Source organism: Brevibacillus jepli (genome assembly GCF_047229145.1).
Taxonomy (GTDB): Bacteria; Bacillota; Bacilli; order Brevibacillales; family Brevibacillaceae; genus Brevibacillus.
This window is the reverse complement of sequence record NZ_JBFEFW010000030.1, coordinates 1-19,328: the sequence shown is the minus strand read 5'-3', so window position 1 is coordinate 19,328 and position 19,328 is coordinate 1. Positions and strand designations below refer to the sequence as shown.

At 50.1% G+C, this 19,328-nt stretch carries 17 protein-coding genes; 9 read left to right on the top strand and 8 right to left on the bottom strand.

Annotated features, from left to right (window positions below; all coding sequences use genetic code 11):
* Positions 1-34 precede the first annotated feature (34 nt).
* The 3 genes from AB1L17_RS25075 to AB1L17_RS25065 are packed head-to-tail and all read right to left on the bottom strand — an operon-like array spanning position 35 to position 3,759.
* Positions 35-1,252: an amidohydrolase family protein gene (locus AB1L17_RS25075; protein ID WP_412846067.1), complete on the bottom strand. Its 1,218-nt coding sequence runs from the start codon at positions 1,250-1,252 to the stop codon at positions 35-37.
* A 31-nt stretch (positions 1,253-1,283) separates the two neighbouring features.
* The gene (locus AB1L17_RS25070; RefSeq protein WP_412846068.1) at positions 1,284-2,507 is read right to left on the bottom strand and encodes an amidohydrolase; all 1,224 of its coding nucleotides are present in this window, start codon (positions 2,505-2,507) and stop codon (positions 1,284-1,286) included.
* A 16-nt stretch (positions 2,508-2,523) separates the two neighbouring features.
* Positions 2,524-3,759 carry an amidohydrolase gene (locus AB1L17_RS25065; RefSeq protein WP_412846069.1) on the bottom strand — a complete coding sequence of 412 codons (1,236 nt, stop codon included), beginning with the start codon at positions 3,757-3,759 and terminating at the stop codon, positions 2,524-2,526.
* A 180-nt stretch (positions 3,760-3,939) separates the two neighbouring features.
* Here AB1L17_RS25065 and nikC point away from each other — a divergent pair, with 180 nt between their 5' ends.
* The 9 genes from nikC (at position 3,940) to AB1L17_RS25020 (ending at position 12,239) form a co-directional block, all read left to right on the top strand.
* Positions 3,940-4,839: a nickel transporter permease gene (nikC, locus tag AB1L17_RS25060; RefSeq protein WP_412846070.1), complete on the top strand. Its 900-nt coding sequence runs from the start codon at positions 3,940-3,942 to the stop codon at positions 4,837-4,839.
* Between the two features lie 13 nt (positions 4,840-4,852).
* On the top strand, positions 4,853-5,773 hold the full coding sequence (gene nikB, locus AB1L17_RS25055) for a nickel ABC transporter permease (RefSeq protein ID WP_412846071.1): 921 nt from the start codon (positions 4,853-4,855) through the stop codon (positions 5,771-5,773).
* Positions 5,774-5,785: 12 nt separating this feature from the next.
* A complete protein-coding gene (locus tag AB1L17_RS25050) occupies positions 5,786-6,808 on the top strand; it encodes an ABC transporter ATP-binding protein (RefSeq protein ID WP_412846072.1) in 1,023 nt (340 codons plus the stop codon).
* A 5-nt stretch (positions 6,809-6,813) separates the two neighbouring features.
* Entirely contained in the window at positions 6,814-7,800 is a 987-nt protein-coding gene (locus AB1L17_RS25045) for an ABC transporter ATP-binding protein (RefSeq protein ID WP_412846175.1), read from the top strand.
* A gap of 128 nt (positions 7,801-7,928) precedes the next feature.
* Complete coding sequence (locus AB1L17_RS25040; protein ID WP_412846073.1) at positions 7,929-8,717, top strand: sensor histidine kinase; 789 nt, start codon at positions 7,929-7,931, stop codon at positions 8,715-8,717.
* A gap of 4 nt (positions 8,718-8,721) precedes the next feature.
* Complete coding sequence (locus AB1L17_RS25035; protein ID WP_412846074.1) at positions 8,722-9,426, top strand: response regulator transcription factor; 705 nt, start codon at positions 8,722-8,724, stop codon at positions 9,424-9,426.
* Positions 9,423-10,751, top strand: a complete 1,329-nt coding sequence (locus AB1L17_RS25030; RefSeq protein WP_412846075.1) for a sodium:solute symporter family transporter — start codon at positions 9,423-9,425, stop codon at positions 10,749-10,751. The genes AB1L17_RS25035 and AB1L17_RS25030 overlap by 4 nt, the downstream gene beginning before the upstream one ends.
* Positions 10,752-10,773: 22 nt before the next feature.
* Entirely contained in the window at positions 10,774-11,667 is an 894-nt protein-coding gene (locus AB1L17_RS25025; RefSeq protein ID WP_412846076.1) for a DMT family transporter, read from the top strand.
* 125 nt (positions 11,668-11,792) lie between these two features.
* Positions 11,793-12,239, top strand: coding sequence for a hypothetical protein (locus AB1L17_RS25020; RefSeq protein ID WP_412846077.1), 447 nt, complete (start codon positions 11,793-11,795; stop codon positions 12,237-12,239).
* A gap of 101 nt (positions 12,240-12,340) precedes the next feature.
* Here the strand turns inward: AB1L17_RS25020 and AB1L17_RS25015 are convergent, their stop codons facing one another.
* From AB1L17_RS25015 to AB1L17_RS24995, 5 genes are all read right to left on the bottom strand, one after another.
* Positions 12,341-13,174, bottom strand: coding sequence for a carbohydrate ABC transporter permease (locus tag AB1L17_RS25015; RefSeq protein WP_412846078.1), 834 nt, complete (start codon positions 13,172-13,174; stop codon positions 12,341-12,343).
* A complete protein-coding gene (locus AB1L17_RS25010; protein WP_412846079.1) occupies positions 13,174-14,124 on the bottom strand; it encodes a carbohydrate ABC transporter permease in 951 nt (316 codons plus the stop codon). The genes AB1L17_RS25015 and AB1L17_RS25010 overlap by 1 nt, the downstream gene beginning before the upstream one ends.
* Before the next feature lie 18 nt (positions 14,125-14,142).
* Positions 14,143-15,462 (bottom strand): ABC transporter substrate-binding protein, encoded by a 1,320-nt coding sequence (locus AB1L17_RS25005; protein ID WP_412846080.1) that lies wholly within the window; start codon positions 15,460-15,462, stop codon positions 14,143-14,145.
* A gap of 167 nt (positions 15,463-15,629) precedes the next feature.
* Positions 15,630-16,946: a serine hydrolase domain-containing protein gene (locus AB1L17_RS25000; RefSeq protein ID WP_412846081.1), complete on the bottom strand. Its 1,317-nt coding sequence runs from the start codon at positions 16,944-16,946 to the stop codon at positions 15,630-15,632.
* An 88-nt stretch (positions 16,947-17,034) separates the two neighbouring features.
* Positions 17,035-18,969 carry a sigma-54-dependent Fis family transcriptional regulator gene (locus AB1L17_RS24995; RefSeq protein WP_412846082.1) on the bottom strand — a complete coding sequence of 645 codons (1,935 nt, stop codon included), beginning with the start codon at positions 18,967-18,969 and terminating at the stop codon, positions 17,035-17,037.
* Positions 18,970-19,328 lie beyond the last annotated feature (359 nt).

Genomic DNA, 19,328 nt, shown 5'->3' with positions numbered 1-19,328 from the left:
GCGGTTCTGCCTTTTTATGATTCCATTTGCGACTTTACAAAGCCCCAGACACGACATTCCCGCGGAACATAACTGCCTGACGCTTCGCACGGCGTGCAACTGCTTCTGCTGCTGAGGATGCGTGGACGAATACAATATCCGCCTCGTCTCCAACGTTTGGCCACATGCGGTTGCCCTCTTTATCCAGCGGCGTCTTCCCGCCTGTGATGAAGCCGAGTGCCTGGGACAGAGAACGCTCGTCCTGCATGCGGAAGCGCTCTGCCAAACGTCCGGCTTTCTCCAAGCTGTCGCCTTGTCCAAATGGCGACCAGTGATCGGTAATGCTGTCGTCTCCAAGTGAAACCGAGACACCTTTCTCATGCAGCAATGGGATTGGAATCGTCCCTCTGTTCACTGGTACGGTAGAGGTGATAGAAATGCCCAAGCCAGCGAGCATTTCTGCTACTTCGCCTGCTTCTTCCAGGCTGATGTCTGCGAGAGAGTTCGCATGGCTGATCGTGACGCGACCTTGCCAGCCTGCTTCTTCTGTCATTTTAGCCAGACGCTTGAACGTAAACACCCCGAGATGATCCGGATCATGTAAGTGAACGTCGATTGGTGCATTCGCTTCGACTGCCAGCTCAAAAATGGTAGCGAGCGATTTCTCGATGTTTTGATCCACTGTCGCCGGGTCTACACCGCCGACGTAGGTCGCACCCATTTTCAAGGCTTGGCGGATGTTCTCCACTTGGTTGCTTCGCAGAAGACCTTGCTGCGGGAAGGCTACGACTTCGCAATGCAGTCGGCCGCTGAAGGTCTCAAGCGCTGCCATGGTTGCTTCCAGGTTTTTGAGTCCGATAAACGGATCAATATTGCAATGGGAGCGAATATGAGTCGAGCCTGCGGACAGCAGCAATTCCAGCATTTTTTCAGCCCGCTCTTGTGCGGTTGGCAGCAGCTTCGGCATGAGCTGGCTCTCTTCTTCCAGTCGACCCAAGATGTTTTTTACTGGTGTAACAGCTTTCCACGGACCGCCGTAGTACGTTTTATCGATGTGGATGTGCATATCCCGAAATGACGGCAACGCCAACAGACCGCTGGCATCCTTTGTTGGCAGCTCGGTCTGTGGAGCAGCTCCACTCACGATCTGTGCAATTCGTCCGTCTTCTATTAAAAGATGCGCCACTTCAGTATCTGTAGCAACCACCTTGTCATTTTCTTTGCGGTACCCGCTCTCCAAGCGGACGTTGGTTATCCAATAGGCTGTAGACATCTATCCATGACATCCTTTCTATTTAAAAGTACTACCACTCACCCGCTACACGGTTGCCTTGGAAAAGCACGACCTTGCGCTTCGCACGTCTCGCAACAGCTTCAGCTGAACATGTTGCTTCGACTGCCATCAGGCTCGCCTCATCTCCAACCAATGGCCACAGACGATTCCCGGCATCATCGAGCGTGATCCGCCCTTCTGTCACGAAGCCGAGTGCTGCGCCTAATGATCTTTCATCCGTCAGGCGGAAGCGTTCAGCCAGTCGCCCTGCTTTTTCCAGCAGGTCTCCACTGCCAAAGGGTGTCCAGTTGTCTGTCAGGCTGTCGTTGCCGAGCATGACGGCAACACCTTCCTGATGCAGCAACGGAATCGGAATGGTCGGGCGATTAATCGGCACTGTCGATGCAATGGAGACGCCAAGGGAGGCGATGCGCTGAGCCAGCTCTCTGGCTTCCTCCTGCGAAACATCTCCCAATCCCATCGCGTGACTAATCGTGACACGTCCCTGCCAGCCTGCCTCTTCAGTCAGAGCGGCGAGGCGCTTCATCGTAAACATTCCGAGATGACCTGGATCATGCAAATGCATGTCGATGTCGGCATCCGCTTCTACCGCCAGCTCTAGCATCGTTTGCAGGGAACGCTCAATGTCGCCGTCTACACCACCCGGATCGACGCCGCCCACATGTGTTGCGCCTTGTCGCAGTGCCTCGCGTACCATGTCGCGTGCCTGTGTACGCAGCATCCCATAATGCGGAAAAGCGACGATTTCGTGGGACAAGCGGTCTGCATACGTCTCAAACGCACTCTTCATTCCTTCCAAAAACCCAAGACCGACCTGTGGGTCCACATGACAATGCGTCCTTACATGCGTAACGCCTGTTTCCACCAATAGCGAGAGGATATTTTCTGCTCCTGTCTGAGCCTGCTTGAGATACATCGGCAACAGTCCTCTGTCCTCTGCATGGCGTTCAAACAAGTTTTTTACGGGAGTTGTCGCCTTCCATGGGCCGCCGAAATACGTTTTTTCCAGATGAATGTGCTTCTCGGCCATTGACGGCAGGATCAGTAAGCCTTTCGCGTCCTTTTTCGGCAGCCCATCCTCCAAAATCTCACTGGAAGGGACAATGCGTGTGATTTTTCCATTCTCAATGAGCAAATCGCACAGCTCTGTCCGCGTTCCACTGACTACGCCTTCTTCCCACTCATACCCGCTTTCCAATCGAGCGTTGACGATCCAATAAGGAGAAGATTTCACCGGCTTTTCACCCCTCTTAAACGTTCACTTCTTCCACTTGCCCAGAAGCCAGATTGCCTTTGAAAAAGACAGCGTGTCGATCTGCACGGCGCGCGATCGCTTCTGCTGAGCAGGTCGCATCCACGAGGATCAGGCTAGCGTCTTCCCCTTGTGCTGGCCACAGCTGCGTTCCGTTGGCATCCAGCGTCGTTTTGCCACCCGTGATATAACGCAGGGATTGGGACAAGGACAGCTCGTCCAGCCAACGATTGCGTTCAGCCAGTCGCCAGAGTCGCTCAAGCACATCACCATTTCCATATGGCTGCCATGTGTCAAAAATATTGTCGCAGCCTACCGCCACATCTACGCCATTTTGGTTCAACAGCTGTACAGGTGGGATCACGCGGCTAAATGGAACGCTGGTGATGATCGTGATGCCTGCTTCTCGCAGGATCGTCGCCATCTCTTCTGCTTCTTGTACAGGGATGTCTCCGAGAGCAAAAGCATGGCTGATCGCAACGCGACCTTGCCAGCCAGCGTCAACGGTCATCGCTGCCAATCGCTTCATCGTGTAGGTGCCCAAATGTCCCGGGTCATGCAGATGCAGGTCCACGCCTGCGTTTGCTTCTACCGCCAGCTCCATCATCTGGTGCAAGGATTCTTCTATATCGCCGTCCACATTAGCTGGGTCTACGCCCCCCACGTGAGTCGCACCTTGGCGTAATGCTTCACGCAAAAGTGCTTTTGCGTCTGTACGCAACAAGCCGTGCTGCGGAAATGCCACGATCTCGTGTGTAACCCGATCCGCGTAAGTTGCCAATGCTGCTTTTACTGATTCCAAATTGGAGATTCCCACTTCCGGGTAAATGTCCACATGTGTACGCACGTGTGTGGAGCCATAGGACAAGAGTATCGCCAACAGATTCTCCGCACGCTCTTGTGTGGTTGTCGGCAATCCCGGCAGTGTGCGCTTTTCAATTTCGCAGCGCTCAATAATATTGGACACAGGAATGACTGCCCGCCATGGTTCTCCCTGAAGCGTTTTGTCCAAATGAACATGCTTCTCTACTAATGATGGGAGTGCCAATAAGCCTTTTGCATCCTTTTGCAAAATACCGTCAGTAAGGCTCTCTGTCGCCGGTACAATGCGCGCGAATTTTCCGTCTTTTACTAACATGTGAAACAAGGATGCCTCTGTCCCCGTGACGACACCGTTTTCCCGACGGTAACCCGTCTCCAAACGAACATTGGTCAACCAATAGGTAACGCCCATCCATTATCCACCCTCTCTTTGTCTCTCTCCATTCCTTTCTCCCCCATTATCTAGGAAGCCGGAAGACTTGATTTGCACAATCTTTACGTCTATTTTCACTATTTTTACGACTTGTTCAAATTGCCTTTACTTCGTACATTTTTCTGATAACTTTGACGTAAGCAAAGGAGGGGTTACACCATGAAGGTTGAGATCGCACCAACCAATCAAGCTCTTCCGCCGAAAGCAGCGGCTGCACGCCCTGGCAGATGGCGGACTTTTTACAGGAAACTACGAAAAAACAAACTCGCCATGGTAGGCGGCTGTATCGTGATTTTTTACATCGCCATTGCACTGCTGGCACCATTCATCGCTCCCTACGATCCATACGAGATTGATTTGGTTAACAAATTGAAGCCACCATCTGCTGAACACTGGATGGGTACCGATGACAAAGGTCGAGATGTAATGAGCCGTCTCTTATACGGAACGCAGCTCTCGATGTCCGTCGGATTTGTCGCCGTCTTTATTGGTGCATTTTTCGGAATTATTCTCGGCTTACTATCCGGTTACTACGGAGGCTGGGTAGATACGGTCATCTCCCGTATCATCGATGTTCTGCTCGCCTTCCCGGGAATCCTGCTTTCACTGGCCATCGTCAGTGCATTGGGCCCAAGTCTCTTTAACGTAATGATCGCCGTTGGTATCTTCTCGATCCCTGTGTTTGCACGGATTGTTCGCGGTTCTACCCTGACTGTGAAAAAGCTGGAATACATCGATGCGATCCGCTCACTCGGTGCCAACGACTTTACAATTATCTTTAAACACATTTTTCCAAACATTTTGTCTCCTATTATCGTACAGGCAACGATGCGCCTAGCTACCGCGATTCTATCCGCAGCTGGTCTTTCGTTCCTCGGTTTGGGAGCGCAGCCTCCTCTTCCTGAGTGGGGTGCCATGCTCAGTAACGGACGCGACTTCTTGTTTACCGCTCCTCACCTGGCCATGTTCCCTGGTTTCGCTATTGCCACTCTTGTTCTCGGCTTCAACATCTTTGGAGACGGCCTCAGGGACGCTCTCGATCCACGAATGAAAACTTAGGAGGGAATGCTACATGTTTGTTTACATTATCCGTCGCCTGCTGCAGATGATTCCCGTCCTGCTCGGTGTCATTCTGGTTGTCTTTTTGATCATGCAAATGGTTCCTGGCGACCCGGCGGTATTGCTTGCCGGTGAAGGCGCTTCTGAAGAAACGATTGCGAAAATGCGTACACAGCTCGGCTTGGATCAGCCGATCATGGTTCAATACTTTCAATATGTCGCCAGCGTGTTCCAAGGCGATCTAGGTACATCACTTCGCTCGAATCTCCCCGTATGGGATGAGATCATGGCGCGCTTACCTGCTACCATCGAGCTCGCCGTTGCCAGTATTTTTGTAACGGTTGTTCTCGGGATGATCGCAGGTATCATCTCAGCTACCAAGCAATACTCTGCTGCAGATATTACGATCATGGTTATTGCCTTGCTCGGTGTATCCCTGCCTAGCTTTTGGCTCGGCTTGAGCTTGATCTACACGTTCTCCGTCAAGCTGCAAATCTTCCCGGTTGCTGGCTGGGGCACCTGGAAGCACATGATTTTGCCAGCCATTACACTTGGTACGGCAGGAGCAGCCATCGTTGCCCGTATGACCCGCTCCAGTATGCTCGACGTTGTACGCCAAGACTACATCCGCACAGCAAAAGCGAAAGGCTTGCGAGAATCAGTCATCGTTTACAAGCACGCACTGAAAAATGCGTTGATTCCGATCATCACCGTCGTTGGTTTGCAGTTCGGTTTCCTTTTGGGTGGTACGGTTCTCGTTGAATCGGTATTTGCCATCAACGGTTTGGGTCGTTTGATCGTCGATGCGATCCGCATGCGTGATTTGCCTGTCGTACAAGGCGGCGTACTGATCGCTTCTATTATCTTCGTGTTCGTAAACCTGCTCGTCGATGTATTGTATCGCTACTTCAATAAACGAATTGATCTGAACTAAGGAGGGATCACCATGCCGGAACAACAAGATATCATCCTGGACGTTCGCAATCTGCAAACGCATTTTTTCACAGACGATGGCGTCAGTAAAGCAGTGGACGGCGTTGATTTCTCTCTTAATAGAGGAGAAACACTAGGTCTGGTAGGAGAATCGGGATGTGGAAAAAGTATCACTTCCCTCTCGATCCTGCGTTTGATTGCCAGTCCTCCGGGAAAAATTGTAGGAGGAGAAATTCTTTTCAAAGGGCAAGACCTGACGAAAAAATCGGAATCAGACATGCGCGCGATCCGTGGCAACGAGATTTCGATGATTTTCCAAGAGCCAATGACTTCGCTTAATCCGGTTTATTCGGTTGGGGAACAAATCGCAGAGGTATTGCGCCTGCACCAAAACATGGGGCGTAAGGAAGCCTGGGACAAAGCAGTAGACATGCTGCGTCTGGTTGGTATTCCTTCCCCGGAAAAACGCGCAACCCAAGAGCCGCATGAATTGTCTGGTGGTATGCGCCAGCGCGTCATGATTGCGATGGCTCTCGCCTGCCGCCCTGAAATTTTGATCGCGGATGAACCGACCACAGCTTTGGACGTTACGATTCAGGCTCAAATTCTTGAGCTGATGAAAAAGCTGCAAGTCGAAATGGGCATGAGCATTATCATGATTACGCATGACCTGGGTGTCGTTGCTGAAACATGTGATCGCGTAGCGGTGATGTACGCAGGAAAAGTCGTGGAGTATACGACTGCACAAAACTTGTTCGCAAATCCACGCCATCCATATACGGCAGGGCTGATGAACTCCCTCCCCCGTCTGGATGAGGATGTGGAAGAGCTGCAAGCAATTAAAGGCAATGTTCCAAGTCCGTTCAACATGCCTGTAGGATGCCGATTTGCCCCGCGTTGCCCTCATGCAACGGAGCTGTGCAACACGAAGCTCCCTGAGCTGCTGGAGTATGCAGACGGAAGCAAGGTACGCTGCTGGATGTATACGTCTGAGTGGGACGGCGACATCAAGACTGCTACGGAAGTGGGGGTATGACCAATATGACGACACAAGCCAATCCAACGAAAAAACCACTGCTCGAAGTGAAAAATCTCAAGCAGCACTTCCCGATCAAGGGCGGCATATTAGGGCGTACCGTCAACCATGTAAAAGCCGTTGATGACATCACCTTCACGATCTATGAAGGAGAAACACTCAGTATTGTAGGCGAATCCGGTTGTGGGAAATCCACTACCGGTCGAGCCATCCTCCGTCTGGATGAACCGACGAGCGGAACGGTATTATTCGAAGGACAAGATCTGCTGGCGATGTCCAAGAAGCAAATGCGCGACATGCGCAAGCATTTGCAGGTCATTTTCCAGGACCCATTCGCTTCACTCAACCCGCGCCAATCTGTATCGGCTATTCTCGGGGAAGCACTGGCCATCCAAAATATCGTACCTGCGCATCAAAGACGCGAGCGCATTATCGAGCTGCTCGGCTATGTAGGCTTGCGCCCGGATCAAATTGACCGCTTCCCGCATGAATTCAGTGGCGGACAACGCCAACGGATCGGGATTGCACGTGCACTCGCGATGCAGCCGAAGCTGATCATTTGTGACGAAGCCGTATCGGCACTCGACGTATCTATTCAGGCACAAGTGCTGAATCTCTTGAAATCGTTGCAAAAGCAGTTCAAGCTGACGTATTTGTTCATCTCCCATGACCTCGGTGTCGTTCGTCACATCTCTGATCGCGTCATGGTGATGTACCTCGGTAAAGTGGTAGAGATCGCGGATAAAAAGTCGCTGTTCGACAGTCCGAAGCATCCTTACACTCAGGCACTCTTGTCTGCTATTCCGGTGCCAGACATAAACAAAAAGCAGGAGCGGATCATTCTGCGGGGTGACGTGCCATCGCCGATCAACCCTCCACAGGGCTGCCGCTTCCATACGCGTTGCCCTTATGCGATTGATCGCTGCAAAACGGAAGTGCCAGAACTCATTAGCGTACACAGTTCACATCAGGTTGCGTGCCATCTGGTTTAAAGCGGTTGTTACAAAAGTCGACTTTTTGAACTTGATTTTAGAGATTAAAATTTTCTAAAAATAAAAGAGAACACGAAGCAGCATGATATGATGGTAACTGCAAAATCTATCCATACAGAAGGGATCTCATGATAAGCTTCGAAGGTTTCACGTTACTCATTCTGCTGTTCATTTTGGCTCCTATCATAGGGGCTATTGCTTTATTGTTTCTGTTCATTTTCGAGAAGCGGATTGATCTGTTAGAAAACAAGAATCTGAAGATCGAGCTGGAAAAAGAACTGCAGCAAGCACTTTACAATCAGCTCAACCAACAAATCCAGCCTCACTTCTTGTTTAATACGTTAAATGTCATCCTGAGTCTTGCACGATTGAACCGAACGAAGGAGCTGGTGAGAGCGATTGAAGTCCTCTCCCAGTTCCTCAAATTCAAATACAAGTCCACTGAGCCATTGATTTCATTGGAGCGTGAGATCACGTATACGGAGCAATATTTGGAGATTCAGAAGCTGCGCTTCGGAGATCGACTCCGGATTCAGCTAGAATGCGCAGATGACCTTCTACCTGCATCCATCCCTCCGTTCGTCTTGCAAACGCTCGTGGAAAACGCATTTAAGCATGGTTTGGAACGAAAAATGGGCGAAGCTACCCTAGAAATCCGCGTCAGCCGTATCGATGATGATGTCACACTTGAAGTCATCGACAACGGTTCTTCCGGACTCACAGCCTTCCAGAATGAAAGCGAGATCGAAACTGAACAGCCACATGAGAAGAGCGGCCACGGGTTGGACAACATCCGCAGGCGGCTTCACCTTTGTTTTGGTGATCATGCGCATCTGGAGCTTGCTCCACTATCTGAGGGAGGAACTCTCGTGACTGTCAGGTGGCCCTGTATTTACGAACAAATCGATCTGAGGTGAGAAGATGAACGTACTACTCGTGGATGACGAACCATTGGAGCTGGAGCAACTCGAATATTTGATTCAGCCCATGTTCCCCTTGTGGAAATTCTACAAGGCCGCAGATGGCAGCCAAGCCATGGCGATCAGCCAGAAGGTTCCTCTTCATCTCGCCTTTCTGGACATTAATCTTCCGGGGAAATCCGGGCTGGTGCTTGGCGAAGAGCTGAGAGCCCAGCACAAAGACATCGAGCTCATCATTGTAACGGCTTATCAAGATTTTCATTATGCCAAGCAATCGATCCGACTCGGAGTCGTGGATTACATCACGAAGCCCGTGATTGAGAGCGAGCTGGTCGACATTCTGAAAAAATATCAGAAGAGCCCTGCCCTCTCCGCTTACACGCGAATTATTTCCGATGCGATGAACATCATTCATCAAAAATTCGCGGAGAAGCTGAATTTGGCTGATTTGGCCGCAGAGGTCCATATCAATCCAACTTATTTGAGCCGCCGGTTTCATGAAGAAGTAGGCGTCTCTTTTTCCGAGTATTTAATGCAGTACCGCATTCAAATGTCAAAGAAGTTCCTGATCGCTCATCCTGATTGGAGTATCTCGACGGTTGCCGAGCGGACTGGCTTCAATAGCCAACATTATTTCAGCACCATTTTTCGCAAGGTAGTCGGGAAAACCCCGAAAGAATACCGGGACAAGGGGAATGCATCTTGACCTACTTATCGTTTCGCGAATACGTGGTAGGTGCAGCGAAGATCGGCATCGGACTTGGGGTCGTCTCGATCCTTGCCCGCTGGGTGACCGGCAATACGATATTCGGTTCACCAGAAGCACTCGTCAAATACGGGATATTTGGCGGGATCGGCTTCGCTTTGATGGGAGCATTTGCCCTTAGCATGTTTGGTCTCTTAGGACGCAGAGTACGCCGAGAGTTATCCGAAGGGATGACGATCGGAGATTACATGCGTGACAAGCTGCATCCGTTTGGTTACTGGCTGATGATCATCATTCTCTTGATTACCACGATTGAAGCGATGTTTGTTCAGGGAATGGCCGGGGGAGTACTGCTTAACATCTTGTTCGGCTTGCCGATCCCACTCGGATTGCTCTGTTTTTTTGGATTTTGTGTATTGTTCGCAGGCATCGGAGGAATACGCTCCATCCATCGTTTTGCTATCGTGCAGATCGTCATAACGTTTGCGGCCATCATCCTGATTCCCGTCTACTTTTTCGTTGGCAAAGGGGTCGAGCACGTCTATAACGGGCTACGCCTCTACCATCCCTACCTTCTAGTGCTCAACAACAACGAGGGTCTTTTTTTTATCATCACCGGGCTGTTGATTGGGTTTGGGCAAGTGTTTGTCGATCAGGCATCGTGGCAGCGGCTCTATATGATGGAAGAAAAAAAGATCGTTCCTATCTTTCTGGTGTCCGGTCTGATTTTTGCCACCGTACCTCTGGCGTTTTCCTCGCTGATCATCATTGTCCTTTTTACAGGCGGCTTCGATGATATTTACTCGCTGCTGTTTGATCTCGTCCGCAAGATTGAAACAATGTTCCTGCTTGTCCTGTTTGTCCTCTGTTCTTTTGGAGCGATCATGTCCGCTTTTGGTGCGGGTCTTCATTCCATGATCAGCCTGATGGTGAATAACGTCTATCAGCTGTTCCGTCCGGAGGCTTCTGAACGGCAAAAAATTCGTTTGGGCTACATCCTTGCCATTGCCATCGGTGCACTCTCGTACGGTTTAACGTTTTACTTCCAGCCAACCTTGCTGGATCTGCTCTTCTTCTTTGGCATTATTTATGCCTCGCTGTTTTTGCCTGTCGTCGTCATCGTGTTGACGAGGGGGAAGGCACATAATTTCATCTTGATCAGCGCAGTAATTGGGTGCGTCGCAGGCTATAGCAGCCGGATGCTTGTCGATCCGATGATGGCAATCTGGATTGCCTCCTTATGTACCGCTCTGGTCTTAACTGCCTACTTGTGCATGACCTGGCTGTGGAAACGGTACATCCGAACACCCGATCACACTCGCTGACCCACAGGAAGGAACGAATCCTATGCTACGCTCCTACTTGCTGCTCATTTTTTGCGTAACCGCTTGGGGTAGCAATTTCGTCTTCGGGAAAATGCTCGTAGCCGAATTTTCTCCGCTCTTTTTATCGGCTATGCGCCTCTTGTTCATCGTGTTATTTTTACTCATCTGGTCCAGAGGGCGTCTGAAAATGCCAAAGCTGACTCGTACGGACTGGCTCCTGCTCGCGGTACTCGGAGTTGTCGGGGTATTCATCAATCAGTGGTCCTTCTACAAAGGGCTGGTTACGGCTGATCCCACCACCTCTGCGCTCATCTTGGCACTGACGCCGATAACAACAGCCCTCTTGGCCGCCTTGTTCCTAAAGGAATCGCTGACTGGCCGCATGGCAATTGGTTCGGTCATCGGTACATCAGGCGTTTTATTCGTCATTTATACAGGGGCAGAGCTGCATTTTGATGTAGGTATCCTCTGGATTGTATTGACGATGCTGACATTCGCGACCTCGATCATACTCGTCAGGGTGCTGGGACATCGACTCCCTCCACTCGTGACGACGCTCGTATCCAATTTGATCGGCTTCGGATCAATGCTGCCTTTTGTCCTGATCAGCATCCCTACGGCCACGGTAAGCACCAGCCTCTCAGCATGGATTCTCTTGTTCGTCACCGCTGTCGTCATGCACGGCATTGTGACCTTGATCTGGAACAGTCAACTACAGAAGGTAGGCGCCGCCAAAGCCGCGATGTTTGCTAATCTGGAGCCGTTTATTGCCATGCTCTTTGGCTTGCTGCTCTTGGCAAAGCCTGTGACAGCCGTGCAGTTTTTCGGTGCGATTCTCATCATCGCGGGCGTGACATTGACCACAACCTCCAAGGAACCGCGTGAAAAGAAGAAGCTCTCCTCGCTGTCATCCTGAGCAAAGCAGTTCGCCGATCTTTTCATAGTAAAACAGTCGGAATTGTAGTTGAGAAGTACAGTTTCATTGCTATATACTAGAAGAAAGGCGTACCGTTACATCGTGATATGAGGAGGGGACAGTCCATGTCTACCGTAAAACTATCCCAGTGGGAAACGATGCTGTTAGAGGCAGCACGTGCCCATGGATTCGTCGATGAGGAAATCATCCACAAGCTGAGAACTGGTGACCCTGCGCCTTTTTCGGACGTGGAGGGCGGTAAGTACGATTACACCCATCTCTTTGAACTGTCCAAAAACGATCCCACTACGCTCGAAATAGCGATTCGCGAAGGCTATCAGATCAAGTTCACGACTTTTAACGGGATCAAGTTTTTGCTGAACAAGCGCTACAGCCTCCAAGCAGAGCGCGATTATCAGGTCGAAGAACAAGCGCTGCACCAGGTTCGCTTACCAGACGATGCGCTGGCGTGGATGCACAGGACAATCTCCCCTAACTGGCGAATTGTTGAACTAGAAAAGCTCGCAGACACCAAGGAAACGCTCGTCAGATTTGAACTGGCAGCATCATAAATACGAAAGAGCACTTTCCTTTAATGGAGAGTGCTCTTTTTTCGAAATGTGAGTAAAGGATTGCCTTATACAGCGTACTTGGCTGGCATACGAGACTACCTCTAGCCTTTTACCGCACCCTGAGTGAGCCCTTCCACCAAGTACTTTTGGCAAAAGGCAAACAAGAGCATCGTCGGAATGACCGACAGCACTGTCGCTGCCGACATCGCTCCCCATTCGATATCGTACTTTTTGATGAATGCGTTCATCGCGACGGGAATCGTTTTGACAGACTCTTCATCAATGAACAGAACCGCCATAATCAGCTCGTTCCAGCATTGTACGAAGGCGAAAATAAACGTGGCCGCAATCCCGGGGAGCATGATCGGCACAATGACGCGAAACAATGCGCTCAACCGGGAACAGCCGTCCATCATCGCTGCTTCCTCCAAGGCGTTTGGTATCCGTTGGAAAAAGCCAGACATGATAATTGTACAAAACGGGATCAGCATAACTGTATAGATGAGCATCAGCGAAAACAGGCTGTTTAGGATGTGCATCTTCGACATCATCATGTACAACGGCGCCATGCCAATGAACATCGGAATCATTTGGGTGATGAGAAATCCGAACATCACCTGACGCTTTCCCTTAAACGAAAAACGGGCCAACACGTAACCGCCGAGCATCGCGATGAACACGACCATAGCCGAGGCGACCACAGAAACGAGAAAGCTGTTCCAGATGTACACCTGAAAGTGGGATATTTGAAAGATCTCCAAGTAGTTGATCAATGTCACCTGTTCCGGCCAATATTGAATCGGAAGCGAAAAGATTTCCTTTTGGCCTTTGAGCGACGTAATGATAATCCAATACAGCGGGAAAATGGCGAACGCCAGAAACAGGGTTAGTACAATCGCTCGGCCAGTCCTCCACCATAGATGTTCACGATGCATCAGAAGTCCCCTCCCTTCTCGACTTTGGTCGCTTTCACGTAAAAGATCGTGAACAACATCAGAATCAACACGATAATGACACCCACTGCCGAGGCTTGCCCGTAATCTTGTCCGAAAATGACCTTATCGATCATGTACGTAGCGAAAATATGCGTAGACCCAGCAGGTGCGCCATTCGTCATGGCATAAATAATATCCGGGAAGTTGAGAATCCAGATCACCCGCAACAGGATCGTCACCAGCATCGTCGGCATGATATACGGCAGCGTCACGCTCCAAAACTGCTGAATCCGCCCCGCTCCATCCATCGCCGCCGCTTCGTACAGCTCCTCGGGAATCGATTGCAGGGCTGCCAGAATCATGATGGCAAAAAACGCGACGCCATACCAAATATTCGCGATAATGACGGCAGCCATTGCCCACGTGCCATCGGCCAAAAACGAGATTGGCGCATCGATTATCCCTATTTTCAGCAACAAATCATTGATGACTCCAAACTGAGCATTAAACATCCAACGCCAGATCAAGCCGATCAAGAAACCGGACATGGCCCACGGGAAAAAGACAAACGCCTGATAAATCCCTCTCCCGCGGAATTTTTTGCGCATCAAGAGAGCCAGCATGAAGCCAAACAGCAACTGAAACACGAGCGAGAAAAACACCCAGTAAAAGCTGTTCATGGCAACTCGCGGGAAGTCTGGGCTTGTCAGAACGTTCACGAAGTTGTCCAGCCCGATGAACTGAATATTCATCAAATCAAACAAGGTATAGTTTTGAAAAGACATGATGATGCCACGCACGAGTGGATAATACGTAAACACCGAAACAAACAAAATCGCGGGCAAAAGGCACAAAAATATGAAGCGCCCTTCTTTTGCTATCCGGAACGCTTTCTTTCCGTCCGGCACCACCTGCTTCGTCGTCATGACGATGGGTTTTTGTGTGTCCAAGCTACCATCCCCCCACGTCTATTTCCGTTCGGCTTTTTCTTTCGTCCAGTATTGATCCCATTTTTTCAACAGGTCCTCTGCGGTGAGCTGATCGAGCAAAAAGCTCTGAATATCTTTATCCGCCGTGCTTTGCCAAGCTCCCCAGCCTTTGTAGTCGACTGGACGGGACACGTCGAGGAATTTCGTCGGTTGCTGGCTCATCTCAATAAACGGCTGGAAGTAACCCGTCTTGTAAAATTCATCTTCTGCCGCGCTTTTCACGACGGGAATCGTGGATGTCTTTTTCGCAAAATGAGTGCTCTGTTCCGGATCGGAGAGGAATTCAATCAGCTTCCACGCCTCTTCCTTGTGCTTCGAGTACGCCGTCATCCCCCAGCCTGGACCACCGACTACTTGCTGTGCCACGCCGGATGGACCTATCGGGATCGGAGCCGTCGCCCATGTGCCTTCCTGCATTTTCTCTTTGGCTCCATCAATGACATCAGGGTCTTGAATCAGCATGGCAGTCGAACCCGCTACGAAGCCCTGTACCATCTCCTGAAAGCCCCAGCTCACGGAATCTTTGGGAGAGGCTTCTTTGTAGAGCTGTTTGTAATACTGCATCGCTTCCAGTGATTGCGGAGTGGAGAAGATCGTACGTCCATCCTTCATGAAAAAGGCAGAGTCAGGGTCGACCTCTGTACCATTGTAGGCCCACATGGTGATCAGCGCGTAATCCCACCCGGTTGCTCCTCCACGAAAGCTGTACCCGTAGCGGTTTTTGGCAGGGTCAGTCAGCTTCTTGGCCGCAACCAAGAGCTCATCCCACGTCTTCGGCACCTCGATACCAGCTTCCTTAAACCAATCCGTCCGGTAGTACAAGACGCGCTGGTACAAGCCATTCGGAATGTAATAAGGCGTATTGTCCACCCAAGTGGCTCGGCGTTTGGCGACGTCTGTCAGCTGATCGTAATTTTGCCACTTGTCGGTGTAAGGCTTCAAATTTTCGATAAAGCCGTTCATCGAAAACTGCTTGGCATTGAATTCCCGGACTTCCAGCACATCCAGCTCTTCTTTTGCCATCAGCATCTGTGTGATCTTCTGATCCGCTCCTTCAAATGGTGGTGAAATCAGATCGACCTTGATCCCCGGATTCTTCGCTTCAAACTGGGCTAGCATTTCTTTTAGCAACGCAGTTCGTTGTGGGCTGGTAATGCTCTCGACCATTTTTAACGTGATGCCATTCGCACCTGACGACGATGCTGAGTCAGGAGTGGCCGCTGGCTGACTACAGCCTACAAGCAATGCTGTCGCCATCGATAATTGGAGCGCCACAGATATCCAGGAACGAAACCCCATACACGAACCCCCTCATGATCTTTTTGCGAGATAGTTCGTATTATATTAAATATTCTGAATTATAAGTTTTAATATCTTTACCAGTTTTTTCGTTTTCTTTACTAGTTGTTCCTATCTCACAAAAAAATATCCCGCCCACGAATTAGTAGTGGACAGGATGTTTTCGTTTACTCACTTCGGCAAAGCATTCTAAGCCCCAGGAGGACTGCCCATGCTTGCTGTTGTTCTTTGAAAAAGAAGCGGAGTGGCTGACCGGTTTGTACATCGATCAGTGTGTCGTGGCTGCTTGCGCGTAACTCGTACTCCATACCAGCTACCTCTGCTACAGGAGCATCACCTCGCAGGAAGAGTCGCAATCTTCCGCCTTCCCCTGACGTGTAGGTCCCGACGATCTTTTCTAGCTCTTCTTTCGTTGGAGAATAGTGAGGTGCCTCGCTTTCTTTGTGTGCAATCGGTAAGCCAAGCCCAGCATTTACAGCCGCCAGACAAACATTGCGGATTGGCACATTTTCCAGATTGGACAGCACAGTGACGACGAGTCCTTTTTCTGGTACAAAGCCGAAGTTAGAAGACACACCTGGCTGACCACCGCCATGCTCTACTAGCGTCATCCCTGCATAATCCGGTGTTGTCTTGAGCGCATAGCTATACCAGCTGTTTTGGGGTAGACGATGGACAGGCTGCCACATCGCTGTAAGCAAGGCTTCGTCTGCGATCTGTTTTTCTTTATAGCGCCCTGCCTGGATGTAGATTTGTCCGTACTTCAGCAAATCGACGACATTGGATCGGATGCCTCCCCCGACTTCATAGTTGCCGAGCGTCGGCCACTCCGCCTTTTTCAGCTGCTGGTTCTCCCCATTAACATAAGGGACGGAGACATCTGAAAAACGGGCGACCTCCTCCAGGCTATACGTTGAGCGATCCATTTCGAGCGGCTCTAGCAGCTGTTCCGTTACATATGTACGGTAGCCCTGCCCAGTGATTCGCTCAATGATGGCTCCAAGCAGAAGAAACATGTCGTTGCTATAACTGATATACTCCCCCGGAACACCTAGGGGTTCAAATGGTACTTCGCTCAAATACTCAATGTGCTCCGGTAATCTCGTGAGTTCTTCACGACGCAGCAGCGGAGGAACTCCTGAAGTGTGAGAGAGAAGATGGTGAATGGTGATTTGCTCAAGAGAAATGCTCCCCTTCAAACGTAAGTCAGGCAAATATTTGCCAATCGGGTCATCGATTGAGAGCTTGCCTGCTGCCACAAGCTGCATGATGGCTACAGCCGTAAACGATTTGGTGACCGAAGCAATGCCGAAAATGGTCGTGGGTGTTACTGGCTGATTCGTATCGAGATCGGTCACACCAAAGCCTCTTTGATAGATGCTCTCACCATTCCGGGAGATACCAATAGAGAGCCCTGGCACCTTTTCCTTTTCCATGAACTGCTGCACAAATGCTTCCAGACCTGAAACGCTTGCGTGGTCCATACCATTCCCCTACCTTTGGCAATAAGTTACTAGCTAGCAAAAAGAGTGTTCCATAAGACTTTCAACTCGCCCTAGGAACACCCCTGCTCTACGTAATCTCATATTTTTTCATTTTATTGTACAGCGTGCCTCGTGCGATTCCCAGCTGCTTCGCTGCCTTTGTTAAATTGTAACGCGTGTCGTTCAGAGCTTCCACGATTTGCGTACGTTCATCGCTCGACGCAGTCTGCAAAAGCCGCTTGCTATCTATGCTTGTGCCTGCTGACTCCTGGATCATATCCGGTATATGCCATGGGAAGATTCGGTCATCCTCCGCAAAGACGACGGCATGCTCGATCGCATTTTTCAGCTCGCGTACATTACCCGGCCAATCGTACATACGCAATGCGTCCATTGTATCGGGCATCAAACGGTATGCGAATGATCCGTGCTGGTGCTTGCCCAAAAAATGCTCGGCCATCGGTACGATATCTTCTTTACGCTCCCGCAGTGGTGGGACTTTTAGCTCGATGGAATTCAAGCGGTAGTACAGATCCAAGCGAAATTGCCCTGCTTCCGCCATTTTTTTCAGATCCTTATTGCTTGCAGCCACAATCCGAATATCCAAAGGACGGGCTTTATATTCTCCGATACGCGTCACTTGCTTCTCCTGCAATACACGGAGCAGCATGGCCTGGATGGGCAGTGGGAGCTCAGCGATTTCATCCAGGAACAAGGTGCCCCCGTCTGCTACTTCAAACAGCCCGACCTTCCCTTCCTTCAATCCTCCTGTAAATGTCCCTGGCGCATACCCAAACAGTTCGCTTGCAACCAGATCATGGGCGAAAGCCGCACAGTTCACCGCAACAAATGGCTTATGTCTTCGCATGCTATGATCGTGAATGTACTGGGATAGCACTTCTTTCCCCGTCCCGCTCTCTCCAATCAAGAGAACGGACATCTCACGTCCAGCGACCTTGTCCAATTTTTGCAGGAGACCAAGCCACTCGGGTGACTCCCCCACCATTTCCTTTGCAGTTCCATTGCTCGGCAGTCCACGGTTTAGCGATTTATTGCCAGCTATTTCAACTACTTTCGCAGCTCGCACAGGTTGACGGCGCATTTGGATCAGAGCACCGATAATCCGATTTTTGTAAGAGACGAGCTGTAGTCGACCTGTGGAAGGATCGGTTGAAAAAGGCAAAGGACGCTCAACGGGAACGATTGCAGCTAATAGCGAAAGGTCCGACTGCTCCTGACAAGCCTGGAAAAAATGCTGCCAGTCGAATCGGTTGCACCACTCTTGCTGATCCGTCGTAGCCGGATCATTGCTCCGCACGATCTGACCATCCAAATCAACGGCCACTAATAAATCATTGGCAATCGACAGCTCTTTTTCGAGAAAGGTTTTTTCGAGATAAAGCCGATGAATTTGAAGCTGATTAAAAATCTCCATCTCCATGCTTTTCGCGATTGTCTGCGTCAAGACCAGGGCGTGGGCTGGAAAATCCTCGGCAAAGCTCGTCAAATCCAATACGCCAATTGCCTGTTTGGTGATCGGATGAAAAATCGGCACACCCGCGCAGGAAATATTTTGCCAGCTCTCACAAAAGTGCTGTGCATCGTGGATGACGACTGGTTCCCCTGCCACCAGCGTGGTGCCAAAGGCAGTCGTTCCGCAGAGCTCCTCACTCCATACCCCGCCTGGAACCGCATTGAAGCTGGTTAACAGCTCCATCAGTTCGTTATCGGCGTAAACGTTTAGTAATCTCGCTTTGTTATCCGCTACTATAATGGAATAGTTTGTATGAATGAAAGATTGGATTTTTGGGATAATCGATTGATACGCATGGTATAACAAGCTGGATTCCTGTAGCATATGGACGTCCATTTGGTTGAGTACTTCAGGCGTTTTTCGCAAATTCGGATCGATTTTATACGACAAGCTCCTGCTCCACGACTCAGAAATACTGACGGGAACATCAGCCTTCACCTGTCCGGCAGAGAGAAACGTATCTCTGGCTGTCATCCGTTTTTTATGCATAGCCTACCCTCCCATCTAGTTATCTCTCCTTATTTTATTATACCTCTATGGCGGGCTGTAGTGGTGGGGAGAAAAAAGAAGAAAACGCTCAAGTTCTTGGGATACCTGCTGTGGGGTCATCCCTGCCCAGCTCCATGGAAAAAATGAAGCCCGCGTCCAAAGTCGCGCATCTATGGAGCGTCTCAGAGGTGGACGCTAAAGGCAGGTTTCCTTTTTTCCATTACGCTTCGGGGGTATCCCAAAGACTTTCGCTACTTTCTTCTTTTTTCTCTGACCTGCTTTAGTGGTTGTTCTTGCTTAAAAGATAATTTCATAAGTCGGGCTTTTGTGGGGAAGAGAAAAAAGAAGAAAACGCTCAA

Excerpts from the sequence above, each read along its gene's own strand:
- AB1L17_RS25075 (WP_412846067.1), bottom strand. The coding sequence starts at position 1,252 with ATGTCTACAGCCTATTGGATAACCAACGTCCGCTTGGAGAGCGGGTAC.
- AB1L17_RS25065 (WP_412846069.1), bottom strand. The coding sequence starts at position 3,759 with ATGGGCGTTACCTATTGGTTGACCAATGTTCGTTTGGAGACGGGTTAC.
- nikC (WP_412846070.1), top strand. The coding sequence starts at position 3,940 with ATGAAGGTTGAGATCGCACCAACCAATCAAGCTCTTCCGCCGAAAGCA.
- nikB (WP_412846071.1), top strand. The coding sequence starts at position 4,853 with ATGTTTGTTTACATTATCCGTCGCCTGCTGCAGATGATTCCCGTCCTG.
- AB1L17_RS25050 (WP_412846072.1), top strand. The coding sequence starts at position 5,786 with ATGCCGGAACAACAAGATATCATCCTGGACGTTCGCAATCTGCAAACG.
- AB1L17_RS25045 (WP_412846175.1), top strand. The coding sequence starts at position 6,814 with ATGACGACACAAGCCAATCCAACGAAAAAACCACTGCTCGAAGTGAAA.
- AB1L17_RS25040 (WP_412846073.1), top strand. The coding sequence starts at position 7,929 with ATGATAAGCTTCGAAGGTTTCACGTTACTCATTCTGCTGTTCATTTTG.
- AB1L17_RS25035 (WP_412846074.1), top strand. The coding sequence starts at position 8,722 with ATGAACGTACTACTCGTGGATGACGAACCATTGGAGCTGGAGCAACTC.
- AB1L17_RS25025 (WP_412846076.1), top strand. The coding sequence starts at position 10,774 with ATGCTACGCTCCTACTTGCTGCTCATTTTTTGCGTAACCGCTTGGGGT.
- AB1L17_RS25020 (WP_412846077.1), top strand. The coding sequence starts at position 11,793 with ATGTCTACCGTAAAACTATCCCAGTGGGAAACGATGCTGTTAGAGGCA.
- AB1L17_RS25015 (WP_412846078.1), bottom strand. The coding sequence starts at position 13,174 with ATGCATCGTGAACATCTATGGTGGAGGACTGGCCGAGCGATTGTACTA.
- AB1L17_RS25005 (WP_412846080.1), bottom strand. The coding sequence starts at position 15,462 with ATGGGGTTTCGTTCCTGGATATCTGTGGCGCTCCAATTATCGATGGCG.
- AB1L17_RS25000 (WP_412846081.1), bottom strand. The coding sequence starts at position 16,946 with ATGGACCACGCAAGCGTTTCAGGTCTGGAAGCATTTGTGCAGCAGTTC.
- AB1L17_RS24995 (WP_412846082.1), bottom strand. The coding sequence starts at position 18,969 with ATGCATAAAAAACGGATGACAGCCAGAGATACGTTTCTCTCTGCCGGA.